The organism is Acinetobacter sp. LipI_15, from assembly GCF_058242865.1.
Map to the genome: position 1 here is coordinate 1,592,151 of NZ_JBZAYN010000001.1, position 24,607 is coordinate 1,616,757.

The 24,607-nt window shown below is 40.9% G+C and carries 20 protein-coding genes; 8 read left to right on the plus strand and 12 right to left on the minus strand.

All coding sequences use genetic code 11. The features are described 5' to 3' along the window. Positions 1–5: 5 nt before the first annotated feature. The 6 genes from AC4CU0_RS07650 to AC4CU0_RS07675 all read right to left on the minus strand — a co-directional run bounded on the left by AC4CU0_RS07650 (position 6) and on the right by AC4CU0_RS07675 (position 7,328). Complete coding sequence (locus AC4CU0_RS07650; protein WP_180111521.1) at positions 6–1,031, minus strand: enoyl-CoA hydratase/isomerase family protein; 1,026 nt, start codon at positions 1,029–1,031, stop codon at positions 6–8. 23 nt (positions 1,032–1,054) lie between these two features. After that, on the minus strand, positions 1,055–1,828 hold the full coding sequence (locus AC4CU0_RS07655; RefSeq protein ID WP_180111519.1) for an enoyl-CoA hydratase: 774 nt from the start codon (positions 1,826–1,828) through the stop codon (positions 1,055–1,057). Between the two features lie 80 nt (positions 1,829–1,908). Continuing rightward, entirely contained in the window at positions 1,909–3,036 is a 1,128-nt protein-coding gene (locus AC4CU0_RS07660) for an acyl-CoA dehydrogenase family protein (protein ID WP_490743479.1), read from the minus strand. A gap of 120 nt (positions 3,037–3,156) precedes the next feature. Beyond that, the gene (locus tag AC4CU0_RS07665; protein WP_490742862.1) at positions 3,157–4,812 is read right to left on the minus strand and encodes an AMP-binding protein; all 1,656 of its coding nucleotides are present in this window, start codon (positions 4,810–4,812) and stop codon (positions 3,157–3,159) included. Between the two features lie 89 nt (positions 4,813–4,901). After that, on the minus strand, positions 4,902–5,795 hold the full coding sequence (mmsB, locus tag AC4CU0_RS07670) for a 3-hydroxyisobutyrate dehydrogenase (protein WP_180114644.1): 894 nt from the start codon (positions 5,793–5,795) through the stop codon (positions 4,902–4,904). A 15-nt stretch (positions 5,796–5,810) separates the two neighbouring features. Then, positions 5,811–7,328: a CoA-acylating methylmalonate-semialdehyde dehydrogenase gene (locus tag AC4CU0_RS07675; RefSeq protein ID WP_180011812.1), complete on the minus strand. Its 1,518-nt coding sequence runs from the start codon at positions 7,326–7,328 to the stop codon at positions 5,811–5,813. A 163-nt stretch (positions 7,329–7,491) separates the two neighbouring features. Here AC4CU0_RS07675 and AC4CU0_RS07680 point away from each other — a divergent pair, with 163 nt between their 5' ends. Beyond that, positions 7,492–8,373 (plus strand): LysR family transcriptional regulator, encoded by an 882-nt coding sequence (locus AC4CU0_RS07680; protein ID WP_078193328.1) that lies wholly within the window; start codon positions 7,492–7,494, stop codon positions 8,371–8,373. Between the two features lie 179 nt (positions 8,374–8,552). Here the strand turns inward: AC4CU0_RS07680 and AC4CU0_RS07685 are convergent, their stop codons facing one another. Further along, a complete protein-coding gene (locus tag AC4CU0_RS07685; RefSeq protein WP_490742863.1) occupies positions 8,553–9,170 on the minus strand; it encodes a hypothetical protein in 618 nt (205 codons plus the stop codon). A gap of 238 nt (positions 9,171–9,408) precedes the next feature. Here AC4CU0_RS07685 and AC4CU0_RS07690 point away from each other — a divergent pair, with 238 nt between their 5' ends. Further along, the gene (locus AC4CU0_RS07690; protein ID WP_168379604.1) at positions 9,409–9,567 is read left to right on the plus strand and encodes a hypothetical protein; all 159 of its coding nucleotides are present in this window, start codon (positions 9,409–9,411) and stop codon (positions 9,565–9,567) included. Positions 9,568–9,776: 209 nt separating this feature from the next. On the opposite strand, the gene AC4CU0_RS07695 is transcribed toward AC4CU0_RS07690, so the two are convergent. Beyond that, entirely contained in the window at positions 9,777–10,592 is an 816-nt protein-coding gene (locus AC4CU0_RS07695) for a hypothetical protein (RefSeq protein WP_490742864.1), read from the minus strand. 197 nt (positions 10,593–10,789) lie between these two features. On the opposite strand from AC4CU0_RS07695, the gene AC4CU0_RS07700 reads away from it, so the two are divergent. After that, on the plus strand, positions 10,790–12,214 hold the full coding sequence (locus tag AC4CU0_RS07700) for an aminotransferase-like domain-containing protein (protein ID WP_490743480.1): 1,425 nt from the start codon (positions 10,790–10,792) through the stop codon (positions 12,212–12,214). Between the two features lie 120 nt (positions 12,215–12,334). Further along, positions 12,335–13,771 (plus strand): amidase, encoded by a 1,437-nt coding sequence (locus AC4CU0_RS07705; RefSeq protein ID WP_490742865.1) that lies wholly within the window; start codon positions 12,335–12,337, stop codon positions 13,769–13,771. Between the two features lie 108 nt (positions 13,772–13,879). Here the strand turns inward: AC4CU0_RS07705 and AC4CU0_RS07710 are convergent, their stop codons facing one another. The 4 genes from AC4CU0_RS07710 to AC4CU0_RS07725 all read right to left on the minus strand — a co-directional run bounded on the left by AC4CU0_RS07710 (position 13,880) and on the right by AC4CU0_RS07725 (position 20,296). Further along, the gene (locus AC4CU0_RS07710) at positions 13,880–16,009 is read right to left on the minus strand and encodes a TonB-dependent receptor family protein (protein WP_490742866.1); all 2,130 of its coding nucleotides are present in this window, start codon (positions 16,007–16,009) and stop codon (positions 13,880–13,882) included. Positions 16,010–16,377: 368 nt separating this feature from the next. Beyond that, on the minus strand, positions 16,378–17,691 hold the full coding sequence (locus AC4CU0_RS07715; protein WP_490742867.1) for a DcaP family trimeric outer membrane transporter: 1,314 nt from the start codon (positions 17,689–17,691) through the stop codon (positions 16,378–16,380). Positions 17,692–17,816: 125 nt separating this feature from the next. Then, positions 17,817–19,190 (minus strand): MFS transporter, encoded by a 1,374-nt coding sequence (locus tag AC4CU0_RS07720; RefSeq protein WP_180004495.1) that lies wholly within the window; start codon positions 19,188–19,190, stop codon positions 17,817–17,819. 191 nt (positions 19,191–19,381) lie between these two features. Further along, positions 19,382–20,296: a LysR family transcriptional regulator gene (locus AC4CU0_RS07725; RefSeq protein ID WP_180022865.1), complete on the minus strand. Its 915-nt coding sequence runs from the start codon at positions 20,294–20,296 to the stop codon at positions 19,382–19,384. A 281-nt stretch (positions 20,297–20,577) separates the two neighbouring features. On the opposite strand from AC4CU0_RS07725, the gene catA reads away from it, so the two are divergent. The 4 genes from catA to benC all read left to right on the plus strand — a co-directional run bounded on the left by catA (position 20,578) and on the right by benC (position 24,598). Continuing rightward, positions 20,578–21,498 carry a catechol 1,2-dioxygenase gene (catA, locus tag AC4CU0_RS07730; protein WP_490742868.1) on the plus strand — a complete coding sequence of 307 codons (921 nt, stop codon included), beginning with the start codon at positions 20,578–20,580 and terminating at the stop codon, positions 21,496–21,498. Between the two features lie 85 nt (positions 21,499–21,583). Further along, the gene (benA, locus tag AC4CU0_RS07735) at positions 21,584–22,981 is read left to right on the plus strand and encodes a benzoate 1,2-dioxygenase large subunit (protein WP_490742869.1); all 1,398 of its coding nucleotides are present in this window, start codon (positions 21,584–21,586) and stop codon (positions 22,979–22,981) included. After that, positions 22,978–23,487: a benzoate 1,2-dioxygenase small subunit gene (benB, locus tag AC4CU0_RS07740; protein WP_490742870.1), complete on the plus strand. Its 510-nt coding sequence runs from the start codon at positions 22,978–22,980 to the stop codon at positions 23,485–23,487. The genes benA and benB overlap by 4 nt, the downstream gene beginning before the upstream one ends. A 94-nt stretch (positions 23,488–23,581) precedes the next feature. Beyond that, the gene (gene benC / locus AC4CU0_RS07745; protein ID WP_078190731.1) at positions 23,582–24,598 is read left to right on the plus strand and encodes a benzoate 1,2-dioxygenase electron transfer component BenC; all 1,017 of its coding nucleotides are present in this window, start codon (positions 23,582–23,584) and stop codon (positions 24,596–24,598) included. The last annotated feature ends 9 nt before the right edge of the window (positions 24,599–24,607 follow it).

Sequence of the window (24,607 nt, forward strand, 5' to 3'; positions counted from 1 at the left end):
ACTGATTAAATAGATATTTCCTCCATTATTTTATCTAAGGTCGGACTAGACTGTTGCCACTTTGGCTGTTTGTCTTTATCCACAATTAATGCGCGCACACCTTCGACAATATCGCCATGTTGAAACCAAACGTCTTGTAAATGTCGTTCAATTTGCATGCATTGCTTCAGTGAAAGACCACGACCTAAATGCTGGAGTTGTAAACTGATTCTTTTCGCGATTGGAGATCGTTGTTCCAAGGTATTGCGTATTTTTAGCGCCCACACTTGAGCATCATTATGCTGTTCATTTTCAAGACTATTTTCAATGGCATCAATGCTCTCAAAACCGAAATGCTTACGAATTAAATCTGCATTTTGACTAAGTTCACTTTCCGCTGGTTGAGTAATATATTTCGCAATCAATTGTTCAATATTTTCCTTGCTTAGTTGCTTGGAATTTCTTAATTCTTCTTCTAATTGAACAAGTTGCTCACTCGGAACATGGTAGTCAATCAAATCTAGATACAACGCATCGCTGGCACTGATTTGATCGCCTGTAGTTGCCATGTACACACCAATATCATCTAAACGTGATAAAAAGTGTGTCGCAGCCACATCTGGGAAAAATCCAATGGCAGTTTCAGGCATGGCAAATCTAGATTTTTCGCTGCTCACAAGCACATGACATGCTTGCGCTAAGCCAAATCCACCGCCAAGTACATAGCCATCGAGTATGACAATAATGGGTTTTTCATACGCACGAATGGTATTCAGCATTTCATACTCAGCTTGAAAATAAGCTTGATGATCTTCTTTACCATTCATATAACTATCATAGAGATAGCGAATATCTCCACCTGCACAAAATGCTTTGGGACTATTTGAGCGAATAAGTACGGCATGAATATTGGTTTGATCAGCCCATAGTGCTAATTGCTGTTGAACCCCTTGAATCATTTCCAAAGACAAGGCATTTAAACTTGCCACGCGATCTAAACTGATTTGGCCTAAATGTCCATGTTCTTCAATCATTAAGTTATTTGTACTCATATCCATATCATCCTTTTTTCTTTTTAATTGTTTTTAAAATTGGCTTGGCGCTTTTCAACAAATGCTTGCATGCCTTCTTTTTGGTCTTGAGTTGCAAAAATCGAATGGAATGTTCTACGTTCAAAGCGTAAACCTTCTTGCAAACTGACTTCAAATGCACGGTTAATTGACTCTTTGATCATCATGGTTGCGACTACAGATTTTTCGGCTATTTTTTCAGCAGCTTTTAAGGTCTTTTCGACCAACTCCTCTTTAGGAAAGACCTGAGCAACTAAACCACTCTGCTCTGCTTCTACTGCGCCCATTTGTCTCGCAGTCAGACACATTTCCATGGCTTTGGCCTTACCAATAGCAAGCGTTAAGCGCTGTGTCCCACCTATCCCAGGGATTACTCCCAAAGTCACTTCTGGTAAACCGAATTTTGCATTGTCGGCACAGTAAATAAAGTCACACATGAGCGCTAACTCACAGCCTCCACCTAACGCATAACCACTGACAGCTGCGATTAAAGGTTTACGGCGCTGTACAATTCGATCTGCCAGATGAAAAAAATCATCCAAATAAATATTCGGAAAACTCAGTTCAGCCATTTCTTTAATATCTGCACCAGCGGCAAAGGCTTTTTCTGAACCTGTAATAACCATACAACCGATGGTGGGATCTCGATCTAGATCATCCAAGGCAGAATTAAGGTCTTGAATTAATGTACTATTTAACGCATTTAAGGCCTGAGGACGATTTAAAGTAATAAGTCCAACACCATTGTTCTTTTCGAGCAGAATCGTTTCAAATTGCATGTGAGATCCCTATATATGTTCAATATTTATAAGTAAGCTTCGTCTGAAGCCTTGTCATTTTAAATGTCTTAAAGACAACGTTATAAGCTGCGGGCAATTACTAAACGTTGGATATCACTCGTACCTTCATAGATTTGGCAAATACGTGCATCACGATATATACGCTCTATCGGGAAATCTTTGAGATAGCCATAACCACCAAAGACTTGTAATGCTGCAGAGCAAACACGCTCAGCCATTTCAGATGAAAAAAGCTTGGCCATAGACGCTTCATTTAAGCAAGGTTGTCCTGCTTCTTTTAAACGTGCCGCGTGATAGACCAATTGGCGTGCGGCCTCTATTTCTGTTGCCATACTTGCCAATCGGAACGCAACTGCCTGATGTTCAAAAATTGGTTTACCAAAAGTAATACGCTCTTTGGCATATCGGGTTGCTTCTTCTAATGCTGCACGTGCAAGACCAACTGCTTGCGCCGCTATACCAATACGACCGCCTTCTAGATTTGATAAGGCAATTTTCAAACCTTCACCTTCTTTTCCTAACATCAAGCTTTCATGCACACGAACATCTGTTAGTGCAATTTGACAGGTATCTGAAGCATGTAACCCAAGCTTTTCTTCAGTACGAATCACTTCATAACCGGCTGTCTCACGAGGGACAATAAAAGCACTCAGGCCTTTTTTCCCTGCACTCGGATCAGTCACAACAAAGACAATAATGACCCCTGCATTATGTCCCGAGGTAATAAACTGCTTAGCACCATTAATCACCCATTCATTGCCATCTTTGACTGCACGGGTTTTAATGGCAGCAGCATCTGAACCCGTATGCGGCTCAGTTAATGCAAATGCACCGATCATTTTGCCTTGTGCTAAAGGCACTAAATATTTCTGCTTTTGTTCTTCTGTGCCAAATTTAGCAATAGGAACACAGCCTACTGAGTTATGTACACTCATAATGGTTGATGTTGCCCCATCGGCCGCGGCAACCTCTTCTAAAGCCATAACATAGGCAAGATTACCTGTATCTGAACCACCCCATTCATCTGATACCAACATACCCAATAAACCCAGTTCTCCCATCTGCGCTAAAGCCGCTTTGGGAAAGGTTCCGTGTTTATCCCATTCAGCCGCTTGAGGTTTAATTTGTTCCTGCGCGAAACTGCGTGCCATGTCCTGAATTAATAATTGTTCTTCGGTAAATTGCATCTTATCGTCCTGTACATCAATCATTTGCTTTCATCCAGTTTGAAAATGATTAAAACTGAATGAAAGCTTGATTTTGATCCTGATTGTTCGGCATTAATTTAGGGTTAATCGTTACGTCATTTAACTTGCATGCTGCGTGGATTGTTTCGCAATCTCTTGATTTCTTAATAAGAAACGCTGAATTTTTCCACTTGGGGTTTTCGGTAGTTCTTGAACGAACTCCACCAATCGTGGATAAGCATGTGCGGATAAGCGCTTTTTCACAAATTGCCCCAGCTGCTCTGCTAATTCTTCTGACGCTGTGACATGCTCAGCTAAAATTACAAAAGCTTTTACGATTTCTGTCCGATCCGGATCAGGTACACCAATGACCGCAGCTTCAATCACTGCATCATGCTCAAGTAAAGCGCTTTCTACATCGAATGGCCCGATACGATAACCTGATGTTGTAATCACATCATCATTACGACCAACGAAGCTCATACTGCCATCTGCGTGTAATTCTGCGGTATCACCAGTGAGGTAATAATGCTTTACAAAGGGTGACTTACGACTTTCTTTATATCCACCAAACCACATCATCGGTGATTGACTAATATCGACGGCAATCACTCCCGGCGTTCCTGCAGCTAGCTCTTGCCCTTGTTCATCAACAACCGCCACGCGATATCCTGGACTGGCATAACCTGCTACACCTGCGCGAATATCATGTTGTAAACCATGGTGATTACACACCACCATACCGACTTCAGTCTGCCCATAATGGTCAAAGATCGGTGCATCTAGGACTTGTTTAAACCAGCGGAACACTTCAGGGTTAAGCGGCTCTCCAGCACTACTGACCACACGAAATTTGCCTTTAAGTTTTGCCATTTGTTCAGGATCAGCCGCCATCATCATTCGATATGCTGTCGGTGCACCTGCAAGGTTTGTTACTTTGTAGTCATCTACGATCTGACACAAACTATCAATGCTAAAACCACCTTCGTAAAAGAGTGTTGCATGTCCAAGTAAAAGTGGCCCAGTAATTCCGTAATACAAACCATAAGCCCAACCCGGATCGGCAATATTCCAAAACGAATCATCTTCACGTAGCCCTACCGCATTTTTCATATATTGACCAAAAGCGATTAAGGCTTTGAGCGGGACTTCTAAAGGTTTTGCAGGACCTGTAGTACCTGAAGTAAACATCAAAAGAAATGGATCATTAATGCTCTGTAAGACAAATTCACAATCTGTAGACTGTGCTTTGACTTCATCCCAAAAGTTTAAATCCCCCTGTTGAATTCCATGACCCGCTCGATCTGCAACAGTAACGATTTGGGGACAATGTGCAACTTCATCTAATTTACTGCGATTACCCACATCACTGATCACCAATTTGCTTTGTGCAAGGTGTAAACGATGTTCAATGGCTTTGGGGCCAAAGGCGGTAAATAGCGGTTGATATACAGCACCTATTCGCCAAGCCCCTAAAATCACCACAAGTAATTCAACTGTACGAGGTAATAAACCCGATACACGATCACCTTTTTGCACACCCTGTGACTTTAAAAAATTGGCAAATTGGCTCGACCACTGTTGCAGCTCTGAAAAGGTATATTGTTCTTTCCGCCCATCTTTGCCTTGCCAATACAGTGCAACCTTATCTTGATCAATCGCATGACGGTCACAGCATTCATAACATGCATTTAATTGCTCTAAAGAGCCTGATAACATTTCTTTGGCAGCATAATTTAAGTCAAATGCCTTTGAAACATCTTGATAATTCGACATCTTCTCTACCTCAGTCTCAATTTATTGTTATTCCGACACGAGTGTTTGTATTGTTAGCCATACCTAGGCCTGATTGGTGTTCAATGCGATTATTCAGCATCCTTAGGTAAATATTGCTGCACGATGCTTGAAAAATCTAAGTGAGCATTACCTTGTAAACACAGCTGTTGATACATTTGCTGAACCAGTCCGCCTAAAATAATCGGCTGTTTGACTTGTCCTGCGGCTTCTACAGCCAGCCCTAAATCTTTCAACATCAACTGCGTTGCAAAACCATCAGTATAGCCACGTCCCGCAGGTGCATTTGCTGAGATACCCGGCCATGGATTACATACATCCGAACTCCAGCAACGTCCACTCGAACTATTCACCACACCCGCTAAGGCTTGAGGATCAATTCCCAGACGCGCACCGAGTGCCATACCTTCAGCAACGGCTGCCATGGAAATACCAAGAATCAAGTTATTGCAAATTTTCGCAATTTGACCTGCACCCACATCACCACAATGCACAATGTTTTTACCCATGTGGCCCAATACCGCTTTGGTTTTTTCAAAGGTTTGATCATCCGAACCGACCATAAAGGTTAATGTACCTGCCTGAGCACCAATAGTTCCGCCTGAAACAGGTGCATCACAGATTTTTATCTGATGTGCAGCACCCGCCTCGGCTATATCCTTAATGGTTTGCGGATCAATGGTACTGCTATCGATACATAAGCTTCCTGCTTTCATTACCGCCAATACACCATTTTCTCCCAAGTACACCTCTTTGACATGCTTGGCAGCAGGCAACATGCTAATCACGACATCTGCTTGTTTCGCGGCATCTTGTGGGCTTTGGCAAACGATGCCACCTGCTTCAGTAAAATGCTGAATCGCAATTTCGCTTAAGTCGAAACCGTAAACCGTAAAACCTGCTTTGAGTAGGTTTTGAGCCATTTTTCCGCCCATGTTTCCTAAACCGATAAAGGCAATATTCATCCTTGAACTCCTAAATTAACGTAGGTTAATGGTGGTATTCACTTCACCTTTTTCTTGTGTATCTTCAAACCAACGACTGGTGATGGTTTTGGTTTGTGTATAGAACTGAACTGCTTGCTTACCATATGGACCTAAGTCACCCAGTTTTGAACCACGCGATCCTGTAAAGCTAAAGAAAGGAACTGGTACAGGAATTGGAATATTGATACCCACTTGACCAATATCGATATCGCTTTGGAATGTACGAGCGACTGCACCGCTTTGTGTAAATAGTCCAACACCGTTGCCAAATGGATTGGCATTAATTAATTCAATTGCCTGCTCTAAAGTATCAACATGAATAATGGCTAACACGGGTCCAAAGATCTCTTCGGTATAGATGCGCATATCAGTTGAAACTTGATTAAAAATCGTTGCTCCGACAAAGTTTCCTTGCTCATAGCCGATGACTTGAACATCACGACCATCTAGCAACAGCTCTGCGCCTTGTTCTACACCGCTTTGAATTAAATCCAGTACACGTGCTTTTGCGCGAGGCGAAATGACTGGGCCAATATCGGTATTCGGCTCATGCCCTGCATTAACCTTCAGCGTTTTGGCTTTTTCAACCAGTTCATTAACCCATTCTTTACTTTCACCAACCATGACAGCAACAGACAAAGCCATACAACGCTGACCAGCCGCACCAAATGCTGCACCAACGAGAGCATTTAAAGTTTGTTCTTTATTGGCATCTGGCATTACCACCACATGGTTTTTAGCCCCCATCATCGACTGCACACGTTTTCCATGCTGTCCTGCAAGGTTATATACATGTGTACCAACGGCTGTAGAGCCTACAAATGAAATGGCCTTAATAGCTTGATGTGTACATAAACGATCAACAACGTCCTTACCACCATGCACCACGTTTAACACACCTGCTGGAATACCGGCTTCAATCGCAAGTTCTACAAGCATCATGGTAGATAATGGATCTTGTTCAGATGGCTTTAAGACAAAAGTGTTTCCACTAACAATGGCCATTGGGAACATCCACAGTGGAATCATCGCAGGAAAGTTAAATGGCGTAATTCCTGCACATACACCCAAAGGTTGCTGCAAAGTATAGGTATCCACACCACGTGCCACACCTTCTATATATTCGCCCATTTGAAGTGTGCCAACCGAACACGCATGCTCAACGACTTCTAAACCACGTTGAATATCACCTTCAGCATCTGCTAGCGTCTTTCCTTGCTCAGCAGTCAGTACACGGGCAATGTCTTTCATATTGCTACGGATCAGATCTTGTAGCTTCAACATAATGCGCATACGTGCTTGTACGGGTGTTAAGCGCCAAGTCTTAAACGCCTCTTGCGCTGAAGCAATCGCTGCATCCACTTCTTCCATAGTCGCCATTGGAACACGACCCAAAACCTCTTGAGTTGCAGGATTTAGAATGTCTTGCCACTCTGTAGTGTTTGACTCTACAAATTTACCGTTAATTAATAATTTAGCCGTCGCAGACTGAATATTTGACATTGTGTTCATGACCTCTCCATAGGCACTTATTGTTTTGTACTGACTTAGAAAATATCCAAAAGCCTTATATTTATATTTTCCAATTCACTTCAAACTAGCAAAGAAAATTTTGACTACCAATAGAGATTCACGCACGATTGATGTGCAAATATGCACAGGGATGACAATAACAATGAAAGTAGATTGGGATCATTTACAGTATTTTTTGGTTTTGGCTCGTGCGAAAACCCTAACCAATACCGCACGTATTATCGGTGTTGAGCACAGTACGGTTTCTCGACGTATACATGCGCTAGAACTGGCTTTAGGCACGCCATTATTTAAACGTGAAGCCACAGGTTATGAACTCACTTTAGAAGGTTTGGCACTGGTTCCTCGCGTTGAACAAATGGAACAGGCATTTTTACAAATCGAAAAACCCAACCAACCTATGCAAGGTCGTGTGCGAATTGGCACACCCGAAGGGTTTGGAACGGCATTTTTGACACAGCTCTTGGCAGAATTGTCCAAAAAATACCCCTTGCTGACTATCGACCTTATTCCTGTCCCGAAAATGATCAAGCTTTCACATCGTGAAGCAGATATTGTTATTTCCATCGATCGACCGAAATCTGGGCCCTATATCATTACTCGACTAGCAGACTATTGTTTAAAGATTTATGGCAGTAAGGAATACTTAAAAAACACGCAACCCATTCATACCTTAGAAGATTTAAAATCACACACTTTTGTGAACTATATAGATGATTTGGTCTATAGCCCTGAACTGTATTGTTTAGAGCGCTTACCTATTCAGCTCAATGCAAACTTTAGAAGTAGTAGTATTTTGGCACAACAAATTGCCGTGAGTGCGGGTGCAGGATTGGCAATATTGCCCAAATTTTTGGCCGAGGAAAAACCCGAATTAGAACAGGTCTTGGCGCAAGATGTTCGTTTTGTACATACCTTTTGGATGCTGACCTTAGTCGATTTACAACATGAGCCACGCATTAAATTGGTTTGGGACTTTTTGAGAAAAAGAACTGACCAATATCATAGTTTATTAATGGATTAAGAGATGAAGCTTCCTTCCAAAAGGTAAATGACAAATAATCTGAGATTCATTTTCTCAGTTAAATCATAATTTTTTTGTTTTCTTGATATTTAATCTTAGCTTGCGTTGTCATATAAGTTAAGATTTTCTGAAATTCTCTGACACACAAGCTAAGATTTTATTTCTCTTTAATTTGCGGGTTAATTGAATTCAGGATGCTTATAAACCTCAGTGTCATATTTTTTTTGTTTAGCGATGATATTGTTTTTGAGTATATCCACCTTATCTTGATGTATTTTCACAAAATCCTTTTGCGCGGCCTGCCATGTATCAAAACCTTGCTTCAAGTCATCAATCGTACCCTCCAAAAATCTACCTTTAAAAAACAAATTATGATTTTGCAAGTTAATCTCGCAAGGTCTGAATAGATACATGCAGTAACAATCGTCATTGCGCCTCTCTACATACAATACGCTGTCCATAATGGCATCCCACCCATTCAGCATCATATCACCTGTGCCTTCTTCACGAATTAAGTATTGGTGATAGTAGATTGAGCTGTTCACGATCAGAATGTTTTTCGCCCCGCTGCCATATTTCCGCACGGTGGCATGACCGTCAGGAAAATATTTTTTTATAACATCAGGTATCCATTGAAAGTCATTTTCATCAATTTTGTTGAATGGTGTGTACTCAATCCGTTCATGTTTCATCACGCCTTTTTCATCCAAATGCCATTGACGGTTTTTGGCGCTAAGTTTGAGATAAATCAATAAAATGACAGTTCCTAATATTGTTATGAGCGTAATTATTTCCATTGTATTCTGCTTGTAACCCCAAATTATTTTATGATCTAATTTTCAATGTATAGAGAGGTTTATTCAAGACTACTCTACACTTTAACAATCCCGAATCATGTGTCAATAATCTCAAATCAACTGTCATTCAACTCCAAACTATAACTGTTATAGAAATTTAGATGAATGTTGTATCTATGCTTTCAGGCGATATACCCCAATAATCACCTATAACCATTAGGGATTTAGAGTACATCTTATGAGCAATCAAGAGCCTAAAAAACCGCAAAAATATGCAGACAGTGAAATTTCAGATAAGGCCTTTAAGCGTGCCATTATTTGGTTCTCGATCTATGTGCTTTTATTCTGTATTGGTGTAGCGTTTGTCGTTGGTGCAGATAATTCCTATCTACCTTAAACGATAATCTATTCGCTTATTGCAACTCGCTATTGCATGTATATCTTACATTTCATGTTCGCTCATGATCAGTTCATAATGAATTGATCATTAAGCCAAATAATTTGGCTTTAAATTTAAAAAAAGCTTGTAAGTCTACATTTACAAGCTTTTTGCATTTTTAAAGTGATCAATTCACAGTTATAAAATTACTTTCCCATCTGAATCGCTTATGCAGGACTTTGCTTTTTAACTTGGTGCTGTAGATGCGTTTGAATATATTCACCGTATACCGACATTTTTTCAAAGATATGCTCTGAATAAAACATGTCTTCTACCAAGACTTGCGCACGGTCAAACTCATATAAACCTAATCGTTGTAAAATTTTGGCGTTAATAACCGAAAATTTTTGGCATAAATCGATATATTGCTGATCTTTGTCTTTAAATAGCAGCTTTAACATATTGATTTTATTTAGATCAAAGTCAATCGGTTCAGCTTTATCCGCCAAGACATGGATTTCAACATCTAAATATTCAGCGAGCTGTTTTAATTTTTCTAAGTCGATATCTAGATGTGTAATACAAATGATTTTGGAAACTTTCGGATTACATAAGCTATTGATCAAACTAAAATAGAAGTATTCTGCTGGCGATAGTTGTTCATTATGTAGCTCAATGTAGACATTTAGTCCCGATAAAACATCATCAACTTTAAATGCGCTAAGTTTAGTCTCAGCATGATAATAACGATTTAATATTGCAACATTTTCAGGGCTTTGCGGTGTAGCGTAGATCACCTTCTGATTCAAATTCGCTAGGATAAATGGTGCAAATAAAAAAGCAGCATTTTCAGCCTTGGCATTCATATGCTCCTGACAAATACTGACATAGCCCACTTGCTGTACTTGACGCAAAATTCGACTGCGTAAAAGCACTGCTTCTAAATTTGTATGCTGTTGTTGCAACAGATGCAGCGTTGAATCTGTCAATGGAACATCCACCAGTAAATATTGTAACAGTTCTAATTCACTGGCTTTAAACATATTCAACTCCCTAACTTCCATACCATTTGACGCCACAAGTGTTTTGGTCTATGCACCTTATAAAAAATTCAAGCTTAAAACTAGATACAGTGAATTTGAAAAAACATATAACAGTACCGACCCATCTGTTATAAAAATATAATGCTGGGAAACTTTTACTGATATATTTATAACAGAATCTTGACTTGTTGATGACTATGTATAAATCGGAACAGCTCGCACAGCACCTACGTCAACTGATTGAAAATGGCACTTTAAAAGCGCACGAAAAACTCCCTTCTTTACGTGAACAAGTACAGTTGTCCGGCTTTAGTTTAATCACAGTCATGAATGCATATCAGGAATTAGAATCGCGTGGCTTGATCTATGCACGTGAAAAATCAGGCTACTATGTGGCGCAAGGCTTAGTCGAAATAGAGGCTGAACAAACTCAAATCGTGTCCTTAAACACTCCTGTTGAAATTAACTCACTGGTCTTTAAGTATTTAAAATCGATACAAGATGAAAAAATCATTCCATTGGGTTCAGCCTTTCCAGCTCAAGACATTGTTTTTTCTAAAAAGTTAACCCAAATCATGGGGCAAATTTCCCGAAATCCCAAAAGTTATGATGCCATTGATAATCTTCCACCCGGAAATTTAGCCCTTCGTAAGTTGATTGCACAGCGTTATTGCATGCAAGGCATTGCCACAGATCTAGAGGATATTGTGATTACCTCAGGCTGTATGGATGCACTGAATCTTTCCTTACAAGCCATTGCCTCACCGGGTGATTATATTGTGTTACAGCAAAATATTTTCTATGGCGCCTTGCAAGCTGCAGAGCGCTTAGGCCTTAAAGTGGTGACCTTACCTGAACATCCACAAGACGGTTTTGATTTAACCGCGTTTGAACATATTCTAAAAACTTATCCCGTCAAGATCTGTTGGTTGATGCTGAATTCGCATAATCCTGTGGGCTTTACAGTCAGCGATGAAATCAAGCAAAAAATTGCCGTGTTATTACACCAATATCATGTGCATTTAGTTGAGGACGATGTGTATGAAGAAATGCATTATGCGTCTAAGAAACCTGTTTCAATGAAATACTTTGACCAAAATAATATGGTCTTACACTGCTCATCTTTTTCTAAAACGTTAGGTGCTGCATTTCGAGTGGGTTGGGTGCATGCAGGTAAATACTCTCAAGCGATTCAACACTTACAACTCATGAGTACTATTTCCGTCAATACCTTATTGCAAAATGCCTTGGTGGAATTTATTTCAAATTATCATTATGAAAAACATTTACGGGTCCTAAGAAAAAGTCTACAGCAACATAAATTACAGTTTTACCGTTATTTAGAAAGCCGCCTACCGACTGGATGCAAATTACAATATCATCCAAGTGGTTATTTTCTTTGGTTAAAATTACCGGAGAATGTTGAAAGTATGGCAGTCTATGAAGCCTTAATTCAACAGCAGATCGGTGTTGCTCCAGGCCGTTTATTTAACGTATCAGAAGCCAAAACTCAATATATCCGTTTAAATTGTTCCTTTGCATGGAAGGATGAGATTCAACAGGCTTTAGATGCCCTCCTTAGTACAATCTCTGCACTTTCCTCAGATCAGACGAATATTTGACAATTTTTATTGTCATTATTATGCTCAAACAGATATTGTTCAAATACATATATTTGTTGTTGAGATAACAATGAATTCATTCAATATTTACCAAAATTCAAAAAACAAATAGGTTAGTTCATGGAAGATCAAAAACACAGTCAACGCATACATGCCTTTAGTTCGGATGTACTCACAGATCTAGATGCTGTAGGGATTGCACAGCTCATCAAATCTAAAGAAGCCTCTGTGCAAGAAATAACACAAGCGGCCATTACACGTGCGGAACAAGTCAATCCGCATCTAAATGCCATTGAACTGGACTGTTTTCAACGTGCTTTAAAGAAAAATCAATATGTTGAACATGGTCTATTTGCGGGCGTCCCTTTTTTCTTTAAAGATAATCTAGATTATCAAGGATTGCCCTCACGCCATGGTTCAAAAGCCATAGGTTCAAAACCAGCCGATCGTAACCCTCAAATTAGCCAACAAATCTTAGATCAAGGTTTTGTCGTATTAGGCAAATCCAAGCTCCCTGAATTTGGTCTAAATGCCAGCACCGAATATAAAGATGGATCAGCCACCTATAACCCGTGGCATTTAAGTTATTCCTGCGGCGCATCTTCAGGGGGTTCCGCAGCTCTCGTTGCAGCCGGTGTAGTGCCAATTGCCCATGCCAATGATGGCGGTGGTTCGATTCGAATCCCTGCTGCATGCTGCGGTTTGATTGGATTAAAGCCTAGCCGTGGCCGTACTTTTGATAGTGAAGCAGCAGGTTCTCTTCCGATTAATATCATCAGTGAAGGTGTCCTAACCCGTAGCATACGAGATACTGCTCATTTCTATGCAGGAATGGAGTCAAGTTATTACAATAAAAAGTTGCCACGCATAGGCATGATTCATGGGCCTTCTAAACGTCGACTACGCATAGGCTTAGTCCCGCAATCGATTACAGGGCAAATAGATAGCGAAACAACTGCAACCTTAATGCATAGCGCAGCACTCTTAGAAAAATTAGGCCATCATGTTGAAGAACTTCAGTTACCTTTTTCCTTAAGCTTTGTTGAAGATTTCAGTGAATATTGGGGGATGTTGTCCTTTTTACTGAGTACATTTGGCAAGAAAATTTTTGGTGCTGACTTTAATCCAAAAGAGTTAGATCACTTAACCGTTGGTTTATCGATGTTATATAAAAAGAACTTTTATAAAACCCCGCTATTTCTGTATCGATTAAAGAAAATGCAGCAGCAATATCGTGAAATCTTTAAGCATTACGATGTGTTGCTATCGCCTGTACTTGCACATACCACACCGAAAATTGGCTATTTGTCACCTCAATTACCGTTTGACCAATTATTTGAACGTATTCAGAACTATGTGACTTTTACACCTATTCAAAATGTGGTGGGTGCGCCGGGTATGTCGATTCCTATGGGAGAAACGCAAAACGACGGACTACCGATCAGTATGCAAATATCAGCCGATGTCGGTGATGAAAAAACCTTGATCGAACTGGCGTATGAAATTGAAGAAGCTCAGCCATGGCGACGTATTCAAGATATGCCTCGTACTGCTTAACAACTCAATCAAAGAGTTAAAAAAAGGGAGCTGATAGGCTCCCTTTTTTATTTTTAAATCCGCAGAATAAGGCTTTTCAAGGGATCACTGTATTTGAATACAAGATGCTTAATTAAAATGATACGTCAGTCCTGCATATACTGCCCGACCTTCACCCGGTGTTAAACGAGCAGGATCTTTGCCGGCATCGTTATAGCCCGGTGTAACTGTAGATGCATATTTTTTATTGGCTATATTTCTAAAATCCAACCACGCCATATATTGTTTTTGTGGTTGTATATAGCCGAAGGATGCTCCCCAAATTTGCCAATCTTTTGCGTAGAAACTATTGGCATAGTCAGTTGCGACCTTTGCGGCATAAAGTGTATTCACCGCAGCATAAAAGCCTATAGGATGTTCGTATTTAAGTTCAGCCTGATAGATGTGTTTTGGTATACCTGCAAGCTCATTTTTTCCAAATACCGCATCATTTTTATAGTGAAAATCATTCAAGGTATAGGCTTGTTTCAGTTGAACTTGTCCATATGCATCATTTTGCCAAAGTGAACTGTTTAAACCGACTTCAATCCCTTGATGGACAGTGTCTGAAGCATTCGATTCAGCAATAATCTTTTTAGGCTCTGATTGGATTTCAACGGCCAATAGTTCATTTTTAACCTGTGAATAGTAATATGCAATATTCCACTCACCCAGTGCATGTTGACCACGCCCACCTAGTTCAAGAGTGTTCGCTGTCTGACTATTCAAATGTATCGGAGCTCTTTGGCGTCCCGTTGCTGCGCCACTACCATCTGGGAAGTATTGATCCGACCCCCAAATTAAAGCCCATGGATGTGGTGCTTCTAAGCTTCGACTGACATTGGCAAAGAGCTGTGTTTCAGGTTGGATTTGATATCGAAAACCTAGCGATGGCAGGACATTCCATTCACGAATATTTTCTTTATGGCTTTGCACAGGCCATGTCACTTCACTTTCACGATGGGTGTACGCCAATGCGACACGACTATCGAGCCAAAACTGTGGGTGTAGTGCCAAGGCATTGGCATAATGTAAAACATAGTCACCACCTTGGTAGGTATAATGCCGCGTTTCTGTACCCGCAGTATAGGCGCCTTGCGCAACACGCAAGCGTTCAACGACCTGACCATCTGGCAAATGCGTGGTACTCCGAAAACCTAAAGTATTTTGGCTTTCATGCCCCCATAGCGTTCGGTCAAATTGGTAGTTAAATAAGGTACTAATATCATCATAGTCAACATCAGTACTATAAAGTCCTTCTTGCAAATCCATCGGATAATGATGATAGGCCAGCCCCAACTGTAAGCGATCGCCTGAGTCCAAAGTCATATTGGTTTTATTCGCCAACCAAAGACTTCCCGGCTGCGGACGATTATTATTCAGCGAGATATTTAGAGGTACTGCTTGTTTTGGATCTTGTTCAATCTGTTGTTGGGTTAGACGTCCCGGTGTTTGGTGTTTAGTTTCTCGGTAACGCAGATAAAAACGTGTATCTAGGTTAGGGTTTATTTGATATCCCACATTGGCCGATATACCTTTGCTCTGGCTTGAGGCATGATCTTGATAACCATCATCATCACTTTGCGTTAAGGAAAGATAATAGTCTAAGTCACCGATTTGTTGTCCTGAGCTGATTTCACTTTTTTGATAACCATGGCTACCCATTTCATGATGCACTGACAGTTTTGCTGCATTTTTTCCAGTTGGGCTAGCATAGTTAATTAGACCACCCAAGCTTAATGCGCCACGTGTTAAACCATTAGCCCCTCGTAAAACCTCTATATGGTCTACCCACAGCGGCTCAAGCAGTTCATAAGGTGTTCCTCCTGGCCCTGTAAATGGCAAATCATCTAAGGTCACATACAAACCTGAAGCATGCGCCCCCGGTGCACGATTGATCCCCGAGCCACGTATCGACAGTTTCACCCCTTCATTCCCTGAAGATGCCGCGTAAATCCCCGGTTGATTTTTAAATAAATCAGCATTTGTTCGCTTCGGTATATCTTGAATGTCTGCTGCAACGATCGCATTGGTTGCACCATTTACTTTAGTCAGTGCTTTTTTTATTTGATCATCCATTGAACTTTGTTCAACGTTAATGGTGATTTCAGGTAATACATTGCTATCTGCAACACTATATGGTGCCATCGCGGTGAGCATCATCAGGCTTAAAAGCTTAAGTGACGTGTTGTTATATTTGGAAAATTGAGGGACATCCATGATTGCGTCTTCTAAGTGAAACGAAATTGACGGCAAGGATTATAGTGTGTTTTATCATCATGTATGTATCAAAATATTTCAAAATTCATGATATTTATCAATATCCTTCTTCGTATTTTTATATTCAAATGATTTGTTAAATGAAATAAAACAGATAATTATATTTTTTAGTCAAAAATAAAAGTTTCTAAATAAGATAAAAGCCCTCAATCGATAAAGATCAAGGGCGTGTATGGATTGAGAATACGCATTGAAAGATTTTCGGAAAGTTAGATGTCAAATCCTGAACATACTTTCAATCACACTCTCGTTAAATTGATATTGAAATTTCTAAGGCAATTTAAATTAAACAATTCTCTGTAACGGCATTAGAAGTTGTACATCGCGACCGCATTGATTCGGTTATCTTCACCCTTGGTACTGCCATTTGGCGCAGCACCAAAAGCTTCACGTTCACCATAGACATATTCCAGACCTAAACTAATCGGCTTAACAGGGCTGTAAAATACATTTGCCCATGCTTGCCACAAGTTTTTATTGGCCTTGGTTTTATCGACTAATGAGTTGACATAATCAGCATTATTATCTGCTTTCATATAACCATAGCCCAATGTTCCGCGCCATTGTGCTGAAATTTGTTGAGTTAAACCTACTGTAATCGAGTCAAATTCATTGGTGGCGATGATGTCTTTATCCGCATTAGTGACAAAACCTTGGTTGGTCCATGACACAAAACTACTGTCGCCTTTGACATGGTAATAATCCGCCTTGAGCACTGTTTTATCCGTCAAATCTAGTTTTGCGCCCAGACCAAGCCCCCATGCGGTTTCTGTATCCGTATCCGTTTTCTTTTCAGCACCCATCGCACGTGCGCTTAACATCAGCGTATCTGTCATTTTATGGTTTAAACGCGCTGTTAATGCAGGCAAACGTATGTTTGAACTGTCATCCTTAGAATCTTCGGCAGCGAGTACAAGATTTGTCTCTGGACTAAATTTGTGACTATAGCGAACTTGCGGTGTACGTTTAACAGCACCACCGACATAGCCCAATGCATCAATGGTTTCAGGCATATAATCAGGTACAGCAAAGTTAGACCATGTTTGCCCCACCAACCAATCACCATAGGTTAAATAGGCATGACGAATACGTAGTCCATCATTTGCCCCCAAAAAGTCGACTTCAATTTTACCGCCTACATCTCCCACTTGAGTCGATGTTTTAAAGTCTAGTCCTAAACGTGTGGCAGCAAGTGTTGCTTTTAAACGATCTGAACTTTCAGCATTCCCTTCTAGCGGAACACTATTCATTTGGTTATACAGGCGAGATAAACTGCCGCCTTCTGCCTGATAAGATGCATCTGCTCGCACATTGCCATACAAGCTAAACTCAGCGCCCGATTTGGTATTTAAACTCAGGCTTGGTGTTTGAGTCGGTTTTTGATTCTGCGCAGCAACTACAGGTCGTTGTTTTACGTCTTTGATTTCACTCGACAAAGTGTTTTTCTGCTGAACATATTGCTGCATCATGGCTTTTAACGCTTTGACTTCTTCACGCAACTGTTCGACTTCAGCCTCACTGACTGCCGCATGTGTCCACATGGGGAACGCGGCTGCACAAGCTAGTATCACCGGTTTCATTTTAAAGGTTTTTTTGACTAAATTTAGCTTTTGAGTTTTCATCCTGACCTCGATTTGGGCTATGCCCATTCCTTATTTTTTGTCACAATTTTCCACTAGCCCTCATGCTGTGCATCAGGGCCTGGAAATTTAAAATTTTGGGTAATGTTAAATTTATTTAAGAATGCTTAATTCGCTGGATTTTTGATGGCTTGCGTATTGAGCTTTGGCGATTGACCTTGAGTAGACGCCTCTACAGACGCTTGCAAATTCACCATAAAGATCGCCAATGCAGCTATGACACCCGGAATGGCAATCACCAAGAAGTTCATTTGATGCGGCAAATTCATCGTTAACAGCGCACCAGTAAGTACCGGTCCAACGATTGCACCAATTCGTCCAATCCCCGATGCCCAGCCCATACCTGTAGAACGTACCGTAGTTGGATAGTATTGTGCGACAAAGGTATAAAGTAGGATTTGCGAACCAATAGTAGCTGCACCTGCAACAGCAATTAAGGTATACAGAACCATTTGCGGACTGTTAAAGCCCAGTAAGATTAAAGCCAACGCGCCACACATAAACATGATGCTCAGTACTTTTTTGATATGGAATCGGTCTGCCAAAGCACCACCACCAATAGCACCTACCATTCCACCAATATTCAGCGCAAAGAGGAAAATCATACTTGCACCAAGCGAATAGCCGGCTTGAATCATCAATTTTGGTAACCAACTTCCAAGTGCATAAACCATCAATAAGCACATGAAAAATGCAATCCAGAACATAAACGTACTGAAACTACGGCCTTGTTGAAATAAAGCTTTTAACGGTGCTTTGTCTTCTTCAGAAACCTCATTGAGTACAAATTGAGTATCTGTTGTGAGGACTTGTTCAGGGGCAATTTTAGAGACAATCGTTCGAGTCGTATCTGTTTGATGCTTAGAGGTTAAATACATCAATGACTCAGGGAGGAATTTCCAAATTAAAGGCAGTGCTAGACATGGAATAATCGCAATATAAAACATGATTTTCCAGCCATATACTGGCACCAACCAAGCACCCAATAATGCTGAAGCCATACCACCAATGGCATAACCACTAAACATTAGTGCAACCAAGGTACTGCGTATACGTTTAGGAGCATATTCCGTCATTAACGCCACAACGTTCGGCATAACACCACCGATGCCTAGACCGGCAAGAAAGCGTAAAATACCAAACTCAACTGGAGTACTTGCAAAAGCACCGCAGAAGGTAAAACCACTAAAAATACCGACGCAGATCATAATGGTTTTTTTGCGACCAATTTTATCGGACAGTGTGCCAAAACACATGGCACCAAACATCATGCCAAATAAAGCCGTACTTGCCAGTAAGCCGGCTTGTACCGCAGATAATGACCACTCTTGCATCAACAACGGTAAGGCAACGCCATAGATCACCAAGTCATAACCGTCAAAAATAATAATCAAAAGACACCAAATCAAAACACCCCAATGAAATGGCGTAAATTTGGCTTCATCAACCAAGGTATTAATATTAATTTTCTGGTTTTGCATAGCCCACCTCCTAATTGTGAAGCTTGTAAAATTCGCTTTTCACAATGAATAAGTCGGTGCTTAATGTCCAAAACCGATTAGGCATGTTTGTATACCTAAAAAGTTGAATACAAATTAATCCCTTGATTCCGCTTTATTTAAATAGATCATTTCATATGTGCAGTTCATCTGAACGTCTATCAACACATTACTTAAAACACAGCACGATCATAAGGAATCGCTTCTAAATCATATACTTGATAAACACTATCAAATAAACCACGAATATCTTCGCTTTCATCCATATTACGCACAGCCATAAATACAGGGCTAATCGCGGCTTCATCTAAGATAGGAACAAAGGTTAAATGTGTTAATTGCACACTTTGAGCACTCATTGGGGTGATACAAACCCCTTCGTTCGCCGCAACAAAGCCCAATGCCAGTTGTAATTCACGTACTTCACGTACTTTTTTAGGTTCCAAACCATACTCTGAAAATATGCCACGTACTTGGGTCGAAAAGTTCGGTTTGTTGTGATTTGGGTAAAAAATCAATTGCTGATCGATCAGATCTGCAAGATATACCCCTTCCTTTTTTTGTGCCAAAGGGTGACTGGCATGTAAAGCAACTACTAAGCGTTCTTCACGAAGTAAAACCCGTTTAATTGCGGGGTCTGAAATACGCAAACGCCCAAAACCGACATCTATACGACCTTCCTTTAATGCTTTGATTTGTTCAGTGGTGGCCATTTCCTCCATTTCTATTTTTAAATGTGGATGTTGTTGTTTGAATAAATACAAAATATTCGAGAGTAAACCAAACAATAAAGAGCTCACAAAACCGATCGTCACGGTCCGCTCTGTCAAACCGATTCGTTTCGTCATTGATTTAATTTCTTCCGCATTAGACAAAAGTTTTAAAGCATGATGATAAAAAAATTGGCCTGCTTCTGTGGTCTTAAGCGGACGGCTACCGCGTTCAAATAACTGAATTCCAAGCTCATGTTCCAAATTTTGAATCTGCCGACTCAAAGGTGGTTGAGCTATATATAGTTTTTCTGCCGCTTTGGTAAAACTCTGCTCTTCAACCACTGCGACAAAGTATCTTAAGTGTCTTAGTTCCATGGCTATCGATACCTATTAAGTATAATAAAATGCAAATTTGATCTTCGACGTGAAGATTTTATTCTTTTAAGGTATATCACATAGACAGGATTAAGCAAATTTAATCCCATCCAACAGATCAAAAACATCGTGCAGCCCATAACCTGAAAGAAACTTCAGCCGCTACACGAAACAACTTAAAAAGTATTGTTAGACAACCAAACAAGGAACGTGGCAGCCAAAGACCTCTTTTATCGAGCGATAGCCACCCATACTTAAATGCATACTTAAGGAGATATAGTATGAACCGTCAAGAGATTGATGTTCTGGTTAAACAAATGAACGTAGATACAGCGACAGGGCCTGTTGACCAACGTGTACAGCAAGTTGTGGTACGTTTATTGGGTGATTTATTCCAAGCGATTGAAGATCTAGATATTACTCAAACTGAACTATGGAAAGGTCTAGAGTATTTTACAGATGCGGGTCAAGCGAACGAATTAGGTCTTTTAGCCGCTGGTTTAGGTTTAGAGCACTACCTTGATTTACGTGCCGATGAAGCCGATGCGAAAGCAGGTATTACAGGTGGTACACCACGTACCATTGAAGGCCCTTTATATGTGGCTGGCGCACCTGAATCAGTGGGCTTTGCTCGTATGGATGATGGTACGGAAACCGATAAAAGTCCAACACTGTTTATTGAAGGTACAGTGACAGATACCGAAGGCAACATCATTGAAGGCGCTAAAGTTGAAATTTGGCATGCCAACAGCCTAGGTAACTATTCTTTCTTTGATAAGTCTCAATCTGACTTTAACCTTCGCCGTACGATTCTTTCTGACCAAGACGGAAAATATGTTGCACAAACCACGATGCCAGTTGGTTATGGCTGTCCTCCAGAAGGCACAACTCAATTTGTTTTAGACAAACTAGGCCGTCATGGTAACCGTCCATCACATGTACATTATTTTATCTCTGCACCGGGTTACCGCAAGCTAACCACTCAATTTAACATCGAAGGTGATAAATACCTTTGGGACGACTTTGCCTTTGCAACTCGTGATGGTCTGGTGGCAACTGCTGTTGATATCACAGACGAAGCTGAAATTGCACGTCGTGGTCTAAACCAACCGTTTAAGCACATTAGCTTTAATGTTGAGTTAGTTAAAGAACAAGCTGCTGCACCAAATACTGAAGTAGATCGTCGACGCGCTAGCGCTTAATTACTCACTCAAAGGAAGCCGAGCTGTCTCATCCAAGTTTGACAACTCGGCGACTATCCCCTCATTGGACAGTCGGAGAATGGACATGCCACGTATTCCTGTAATTAACACCAGCCATCTAGATCGTATTGATGAACTTCTTGTCGATAATTTTGACACTGGTGAATTTAAACTGCACCGCTCAGTATTTACTGATCAAGCGTTATTTGATCTTGAAATGAAATACATTTTTGAAGGTAACTGGGTGTATTTGGCACATGAAAGCCAAATTCCAAATAACAATGATTTTTACACGACTCATATCGGTCGCCAGCCGATCATCATTGCACGTAACCGTAATGGTGAACTGAATGCCATGATCAATGCCTGCTCACACCGTGGCGCACAGTTATGTCGTTATAAAAAAGGCAACAAAGCAACCTACACCTGTCCATTCCATGGTTGGACTTTTAATAACTCAGGTAAATTACTCAAAGTTAAAGACCCTGCCGAAGCGGGTTATTCAGATTGCTTTAACCAAGATGGTTCACATGACTTGAAAAAAGTCGCGCGCTTTGAAAGTTATAAAGGCTTTTTATTTGGCAGCTTAAATCCTGATGTGCCAAGCCTTGAAAAATTCTTAGGTGAAACCACCAAAATTATCGACATGATCGAAGGTCAGTCGGAAAACGGTTTGGAAGTTTTACGTGGTTCATCTACCTATACCTATGAAGGTAACTGGAAACTGACAGCTGAAAATGGCGCAGATGGCTATCACGTTTCAGCCGTGCATTGGAACTATGCAGCAACCACACAGCACCGTAAAGAAGCACAAGCGGCAGATAATATTCGTGCCATGAGTGCAGGTTCTTGGGGCAAGCAAGGTGGTGGTTCTTATGGTTTTGACAGTGGTCACATGTTGTTATGGACCCAATGGGCAAACCCAGAAGACCGTCCAAACTTTAGTAAAGCCGATGAATATACTGAAAAATTTGGCGCGCCGATGTCGAAATGGATGATTGAACGTTCACGTAACCTATGTCTTTATCCAAACGTTTATTTGATGGATCAATTCGGTTCACAAATTCGAGTTTTACGTCCGATTTCTGTCAATAAAACTGAAGTCACGATTTACTGTATCGCCCCTGTTGGTGAAGAGCCAGAAGCACGTACACGTCGTATTCGTCAATATGAAGACTTCTTTAATGCTTCAGGCATGGCAACACCTGATGATTTAGAAGAATTCCGTGCCTGCCAAGCCGGTTATGCAGGAATTGAGCTGGAATGGAACGACATGTGCCGTGGTTCAAAACACTGGATTCATGGACCGGATGATGCAGCCAATGAAATTGGATTAAAACCGCTATTAAGTGGCATCAAAACGGAAGATGAAGGTCTTTACCTTGCTCAGCATCAATATTGGTTAAAAACCATGAAACATGCCATCGCTGAAGAAAAAGAACTAGCTGAACAAGTCGCAAATGAACAAGGAGATGTCGCATGAATGCAACTGCACATTTAGACAGCGTAAGCATTGAAGCTGTATCTCAGTTCCTCTACCGCGAAGCGCGTTTTTTAGATGATGAACAGTGGGATGAATGGCTAGAGTGCTATGCCCCATCTGCATCATTTTGGATGCCGGCTTGGGATGACGATGACCGCCTCACGGAAGATCCACAGTCTGAGATTTCTTTGATTTATTATCCAGACCGTCAAGGTTTAGAAGACCGTGTCTTCCGCATTAAAACCGAGCGTTCATCTGCCACGATGCCGGATACACGAACCAGCCATAACATTAATAACGTCGAGATTATTGAACGTGATGGCGACAACGTAACGGTGCGTTTTAACTGGAACACCTTAAGTTTCCGCTACAAAACCAACTATAGCTACTTTGGCATGTCACGTTATGAAATTGATTTTTCAGGTGAGCAGCCAAAAATCCTCAACAAATATGTTGTTCTGAAAAACGATTATATCAACCAAGTTATTGATATTTATCACCTCTAAAAGCTTATTTCACTAAGCAAGGTTTTACTTTCAGCCAGAAGGATATTTGGCTGAAAGGACACGTTATACCAGATTTTCAAAAGGATATTCAGCCATGTCAAACCATAATGTTGCACTTCAATTTGAAGATGGCGTTACTCGTTTTATTAGTGTTGCTCAAGGTGAAACCCTATCCGACGCAGCCTATCGTCAAAAAATCAATATCCCTCTAGATTGCCGTGATGGCGCATGCGGGACATGCCGTGCATTTTGTGAGTCGGGTACTTACGACATGCCTGAAGAATCTTATATCGAAGATGCTTTAACCCCCGAAGAAGCTGAGCAAGGTTATATTTTAGCTTGCCAATGTCGTCCAAGTTCAGATGCTGTTTTCCAAATCAGTGCATCATCTGACGTGTGTAAAACTGAAATTCATGAGTTTCAAGGCACATTGTCTCGTGTTGAAAATATGTCGGATTCTACGATTACCTTTGATATTCAACTGGATGAAGGTCAACCTGACATTAACTTCTTGGCAGGTCAATACGTCAATGTCGGCATTCCGGGGACTGAAGAAACTCGTTCGTATTCGTTTAGTTCAAAGCCGGGCAATCGTTTAACAGGCTTCGTGGTTCGTAATGTCCCTGAAGGCAAAATGAGTACTTTCCTGAGTGCCGATGCGAAAGCCGGCGACAAAATGACCTTCAAAGGACCTTTTGGTAGTTTCTATCTGCGTAATGTCGTCCGCCCAGTGGTCATGCTTGCAGGTGGTACAGGTATTGCGCCGTTTATGTCCATGCTACAAGTGCTTGAAGAAAAAGGGTCTGAGCAACCTGTTCGTCTTGTATTTGGCGTAACCAATGACTTTGACATCGTAGCTAAAGACAAACTCGATGAATTACAAAGCAAACTCCCATGGTTCGAATACCGTACTGTGGTCGCTCACCCTGAGTCACAACATGAACGTAAAGGCTATGTGACCAGTCATGTTGAAAAAGATTGGTTAAACAATGGCGATGTAGATATTTACCTCTGTGGTCCTGTGCCGATGGTCGAAGCGGTACGTGGCTGGTTAGATACCGAAGGCGTTAAACCTGCAAACTTCTTGTTTGAAAAATTCTCAGCGAATTAAGGGAGAATA

Coding starts and splice junctions, on each gene's coding strand:
- AC4CU0_RS07650 (WP_180111521.1), bottom strand. CDS start 1,031: ATGAGTACAAATAACTTAATGATTGAAGAACATGGACATTTAGGCCAA.
- AC4CU0_RS07655 (WP_180111519.1), bottom strand. CDS start 1,828: ATGCAATTTGAAACGATTCTGCTCGAAAAGAACAATGGTGTTGGACTT.
- AC4CU0_RS07660 (WP_490743479.1), bottom strand. CDS start 3,036: ATGCAATTTACCGAAGAACAATTATTAATTCAGGACATGGCACGCAGT.
- AC4CU0_RS07665 (WP_490742862.1), bottom strand. CDS start 4,812: ATGTCGAATTATCAAGATGTTTCAAAGGCATTTGACTTAAATTATGCT.
- mmsB (WP_180114644.1), bottom strand. CDS start 5,795: ATGAATATTGCCTTTATCGGTTTAGGAAACATGGGCGGAAAAATGGCT.
- AC4CU0_RS07675 (WP_180011812.1), bottom strand. CDS start 7,328: ATGAACACAATGTCAAATATTCAGTCTGCGACGGCTAAATTATTAATT.
- AC4CU0_RS07680 (WP_078193328.1), top strand. CDS start 7,492: ATGAAAGTAGATTGGGATCATTTACAGTATTTTTTGGTTTTGGCTCGT.
- AC4CU0_RS07685 (WP_490742863.1), bottom strand. CDS start 9,170: ATGGAAATAATTACGCTCATAACAATATTAGGAACTGTCATTTTATTG.
- AC4CU0_RS07690 (WP_168379604.1), top strand. CDS start 9,409: ATGAGCAATCAAGAGCCTAAAAAACCGCAAAAATATGCAGACAGTGAA.
- AC4CU0_RS07695 (WP_490742864.1), bottom strand. CDS start 10,592: ATGTTTAAAGCCAGTGAATTAGAACTGTTACAATATTTACTGGTGGAT.
- AC4CU0_RS07700 (WP_490743480.1), top strand. CDS start 10,790: ATGTATAAATCGGAACAGCTCGCACAGCACCTACGTCAACTGATTGAA.
- AC4CU0_RS07705 (WP_490742865.1), top strand. CDS start 12,335: ATGGAAGATCAAAAACACAGTCAACGCATACATGCCTTTAGTTCGGAT.
- AC4CU0_RS07710 (WP_490742866.1), bottom strand. CDS start 16,009: ATGGATGTCCCTCAATTTTCCAAATATAACAACACGTCACTTAAGCTT.
- AC4CU0_RS07715 (WP_490742867.1), bottom strand. CDS start 17,691: ATGAAAACTCAAAAGCTAAATTTAGTCAAAAAAACCTTTAAAATGAAA.
- AC4CU0_RS07720 (WP_180004495.1), bottom strand. CDS start 19,190: ATGCAAAACCAGAAAATTAATATTAATACCTTGGTTGATGAAGCCAAA.
- AC4CU0_RS07725 (WP_180022865.1), bottom strand. CDS start 20,296: ATGGAACTAAGACACTTAAGATACTTTGTCGCAGTGGTTGAAGAGCAG.
- catA (WP_490742868.1), top strand. CDS start 20,578: ATGAACCGTCAAGAGATTGATGTTCTGGTTAAACAAATGAACGTAGAT.
- benA (WP_490742869.1), top strand. CDS start 21,584: ATGCCACGTATTCCTGTAATTAACACCAGCCATCTAGATCGTATTGAT.
- benB (WP_490742870.1), top strand. CDS start 22,978: ATGAATGCAACTGCACATTTAGACAGCGTAAGCATTGAAGCTGTATCT.
- benC (WP_078190731.1), top strand. CDS start 23,582: ATGTCAAACCATAATGTTGCACTTCAATTTGAAGATGGCGTTACTCGT.